Source organism: Desulfovibrio sp. 1188_IL3213 (genome assembly GCF_036763145.1).
Lineage (GTDB): Bacteria > Desulfobacterota > Desulfovibrionia > Desulfovibrionales > Desulfovibrionaceae > Desulfovibrio.
Genome location: NZ_JBAIYR010000199.1, coordinates 1 through 4,136 on the forward strand (window position 1 = coordinate 1; position 4,136 = coordinate 4,136).

At 59.8% G+C, this 4,136-nt stretch carries 4 protein-coding genes; all 4 read left to right on the top strand.

Annotated elements, in window-relative coordinates:
- On the top strand, positions 1–851 hold an 851-nt coding region (locus V6C16_RS08725; protein WP_333543024.1), incomplete at its 5' end, for a hypothetical protein.
- 12 nt (positions 852–863) lie between these two features.
- The gene (locus V6C16_RS08730) at positions 864–1,361 is read left to right on the top strand and encodes a tail fiber assembly protein (RefSeq protein ID WP_333543025.1); all 498 of its coding nucleotides are present in this window, start codon (positions 864–866) and stop codon (positions 1,359–1,361) included.
- A gap of 2 nt (positions 1,362–1,363) precedes the next feature.
- Positions 1,364–3,433, top strand: coding sequence for a hypothetical protein (locus V6C16_RS08735; protein WP_333543026.1), 2,070 nt, complete (start codon positions 1,364–1,366; stop codon positions 3,431–3,433).
- Positions 3,434–3,822: 389 nt separating this feature from the next.
- A partial coding sequence (locus V6C16_RS08740; protein ID WP_333543027.1) for a GNAT family N-acetyltransferase occupies positions 3,823–4,136 on the top strand: 314 nt, incomplete at its 3' end.

The following is a 4,136-nucleotide window of genomic DNA, read 5'->3' on the forward strand; positions in this document are numbered from 1 at the left end:
ACCGGGCGCAGGGCGCGGCAAATGCCGCAGCAACGGCGGCCAGCACTGCGGCAGACGATGCCCGGCAGGCAATCGCCGAGGAGATCAACAGAGCTTCAGACGAGGCGGACAGAGCCAGTACCGAGGCAGACCGCGCAAAAAATGAAGCCGACCGTGCGCAAAGCCTTGCCAATATTGGCCCGGCCACACCTCAGCAACTTGGCATGGTCAGGATTGGAGAAGGCATTGCCATAACCGAGGACGGGGCGATTTCCGTAACTCCCGTAAACCTTGCCACCACGGAAAGGCCCGGCACAGTCAGGCCTGGAAGCGGCATGACCATTGATGCTGGCGGCGCATTGCACATCGCGTACTGGGATGCCTTTCCACCTTATGTGCCTATCCCCATCTGGGGCGTAACATTCGGCGGCAGTGACGGAAGGCGGGCCATCATGCCCGGCGAGGCAGCGGCAAGAGAAGACTGGATATTGTGTGACGGCGGCAATGACGGCAAAGGCGGCACAATGCCGAACCTGGCGGGCCGGACACTTTTGGGGGCAGACGCTTCGCATGTTGCCGGAACCATCGGTGGCAGTGGCAGCCACAGTCACACTGTCGTTGGCAGCGCAGGGAACTCGACACTTTCAGTCGCGCAACTGGCGTCCCACAACCACTCGTATACCTCATATTATAGCACTAATAGCGAGGGGTATGATTATGACCGTAGTGGTGCGTACAGTTATACAACCGGCGGGACCACGGGGTCAACCGGCTCCAATGCGGCACACACCCACACACTATCCGCCACAGCTAGTTCTGCGTCCAACTTCATGCCCTTCTGCGCGCTGCACTTTGTCATGCGTGTCATATAAAGGAGATTTACTATGCCCACAGTAACAGTAGTTCCGTCTGATCGGATCATTATCTTGGATGGCCTGCCCCTCATTTTTGACTTCTCCGCTCCCGCTGCCATGCATGCTCTTCAATGGGACGGTCAACAGGGCCATATTGAATGGACAGACGATTTTAACTGGCCGCTGTCCGCCGCCGATACTACAGCCTATGAGGAGGAGGTGGCCCCGTATGTGGATCTGTGGCAGGCTGAAAAAGAACGCCTTGAACAAGAAAGCGAGGCTGCCGAAGCCGCCCGCCTTGCAGAATACAACAGTACGGCGGCCAGGGCAGCGCGCTTGCGCACAGAGCGCGACGCCCGCCTTGACGCCACTGACAAATACCTGCTGGCGGACTATCCCATCAATCCAGAAGCGCTTGAAGCTGTCAAAGCCTACCGCCAGGCCCTGCGCGGCCTGCCAGCGCAATCCGGCGCGCCCTGGGACGGCGGCGGCGAACTGACGCCGTGGCCGGATATGCCGGAGGTATAGCCATGTCCATCCGCATTGCCTGCAACAACTTCACCGGTGGCGAAATCGCGCCCACCCTGTCTGCGCGCTATGATTTGTCACGTTACCGTAACTGCTTGTCCTGCATGGAGAACATGCTCCCCGGCCTGCACGGTGACGCGGCCCGGCGGCCCGGCACACGCTTTGTGGCGGATCTGGACGGATACTCCGTGCTCATTCCCTTCAGCTTCAATGCCCTGACCAGCCAGAATTTTGTGCTGATCTTCGGCGGCTACAACCTGCGCATCGCTGGCGAACAGGGGATTCAAAACATTCCCGTCATTGAAACGCCCTATGCCCCGGACGAACTGCGGGACATTTCCTACGCCCAGGTGGGCGATACCGTGTATCTGGCCCACAGCAACCACCCCCTGCACAAGGTGGTGCGGCGCGATGCCCCGGAAGATCAGGCGCAATCCGGCGGGCCAGCCTATGCCTGGAACCTGGAAAAGGTGGCGCTCAACGCATCCCTTGCCGCGCCCGGGTTGCCCTCGGTGACCTTTTCCGGCAGTTCGGGCAGCTATACCCTGCGCTACAAGGTGGCTGCCGTGGATGCCTCCGGGCGCGAATCCCTTCCCTCGCCTGCCGGGCAGTGCGCCAATGGCCGCCATCCGTCCGACTGGGTGCAGGGCAACAGCGCGAGCATAAGCTGGGCCTCTGTGGAAGGAGCCGTGGAATATAATATCTACAGGGAAGAAGCTGGTTACTTTGGCTTTATCGGCGTATCCGACGGCCTGAGTTTCAATGACCAGAACTACCAGGCCGACACGGCCGATACGCCCAAGGAAGACTGGGACCCGTTCGCCGACGGCAATTATCCCGGCATTGTGGCCTTTCATCAGCAGCGCATGGTTCTGGCCGCCACCCCCAAAAATCCGCAGGCATTTTACATGTCGCGCGTGGGAGACTTTGAAAATTTCCGTAAATCAAGACCATTGCAGGGTGATGACCCTGTGGAATACCTCATTGCCTCAGGCTCCATAGATGCCGTCACCTGGGCAGCCAGCTTCGGCGACCTGCTCATCGGCACCTCAGGCAGCGAATACAAGGCTTCCGGCGGCGACGGCGCGTCCATAACCGCAGGCAATATCAGCATCACGGCCCAGAGCTACTGGGGCAGCGCGGGCCTTGCGCCCATCATTATCGGAAACTCCATCCTGCATGTGCAACGTCACGGCTCCCGCGTGCGCGACCTCTTCTATTCACTGGAAAAAGACGGCTACGCGGGCAACGATCTTTCCATCATGGCTCCGCACCTTTTTGAAGGTCACACCATCCATCAGTGGGCCTATCAGCAGACGCCGGGGTCTACCATCTGGTGCGTACGCGACGACGGACTGCTGCTGGCCTTTACCTATATGAAAGAGCACGACATCTGGGGCTGGTCACGGCAGGTCACGCAAGGCCGGGTGCTCTCGGCGGCGGCCATTTCCGGCGAAAAAGGCGACACCCTCATGCTCGTGACGGAACGCCGCATCAACGGACAGCCGCGCATTTTTCTGGAGCGGCTGGCAGACCAGTGGCAAGACCACGAACCTGTGGAAGAAGCGTATTTTGTGGACTGCGGCCTCACGTTCCGGCTGGCCGCTCCTGCCATGACGCTGGAGGGACTGGACCACCTTGAAGGCTGCGAACTGGCCGTACTGGCCGACGGCAGCCCGGTGGAAGGTTGCGTGGTGCGCCAGGGCCGCGTGGAGTTGCCCTATGCGGCAAGCGTGGTGCAAGCGGGCCTGCCTTATGCCTCGGTCCTTTCATGCCTGCCTGTGGAATACGACAGCCAGTCCGGCACAAGCCTTGGCCGCCAGCGTGCCTACGGCATGTGTACTGCGCGCCTGTACCGGAGCGTGGGCGGCAAGTACGGCCCGGACAGGCATGAGCTGTACGATTTGCCCTTTCTGCCGGAACACTGGGGCCAGGCGGTATTGCCCTATTCCGGTGAGGTGTCGTTTGCGCCCGGCGGCTCGTGGGAGACTGCCGGCAGCCTGTGGCTGGTACAGGACAGGCCCCTGCCCTTCCGGCTGCTGTCGCTGGTGCTGGAAGTGAACTTTTCCTGAAATAGAGTAACTTTGAAATGCTTTGTGGGGGAGGTGACTCTTTTGCAAAAGGGTCCCTCCCCCCACGCCCCCACCCTCTAGAGCAGATTAACTTTGAAAATGTACATTCTCAAAGTTTAAAACACGCTCGCTTCGACGTTTAACCGCGCAAATAAATTGCGCTTACGCCTTCGCGGCGGGCGTCTGCTCGCGCAGCCGCCAGAGCAATTTCAAAGTGAAATTGCTCTAAAACCTTTACTCTTGCTTCAACCTGTCACAGGAATTCTTCCATCTGAGGCGGGGGCCAGAAAGCAGCGTTTTACAGACAGAACATTGTTTCAACGTGGCAATGCTCTGGACAGTGTCCAGGCAGTTTGCGGCGTCTTGCTTGAGTCACAAAGGAGAACACCATGCTGGCATTTGCCACCGAATCCTTTACAGAACTGGAATCCGAGGCCCGGCCCCTCACCGCCGCGCACTGGCGTGAAGTGGAAGCCCCCATGCACGGAAATACAAACTATGGTCTGGAAGCAGAACGCTACCGCCACCTGGAAGCACTGAACATGCTGCACGTGAGCGCCGCACGAACACCGGACGGCAGCCTTGCGGGCTACGCGGCCTTTACCCTTGTTCCCTGTCCGCACCGTCCAAAAACGCTTCTGGCCGCTCTGGACGGCCTGTACCTGACCCCGGAGGCACGCGGTGGCTTTACCGCCCTGCGGCT

What these genes read in the sequence shown, in the direction of transcription:
- V6C16_RS08730 (WP_333543025.1), top strand. Translation starts at nt 864, where the DNA reads ATGCCCACAGTAACAGTAGTTCCGTCTGATCGGATCATTATCTTGGAT.
- V6C16_RS08735 (WP_333543026.1), top strand. Translation starts at nt 1,364, where the DNA reads ATGTCCATCCGCATTGCCTGCAACAACTTCACCGGTGGCGAAATCGCG.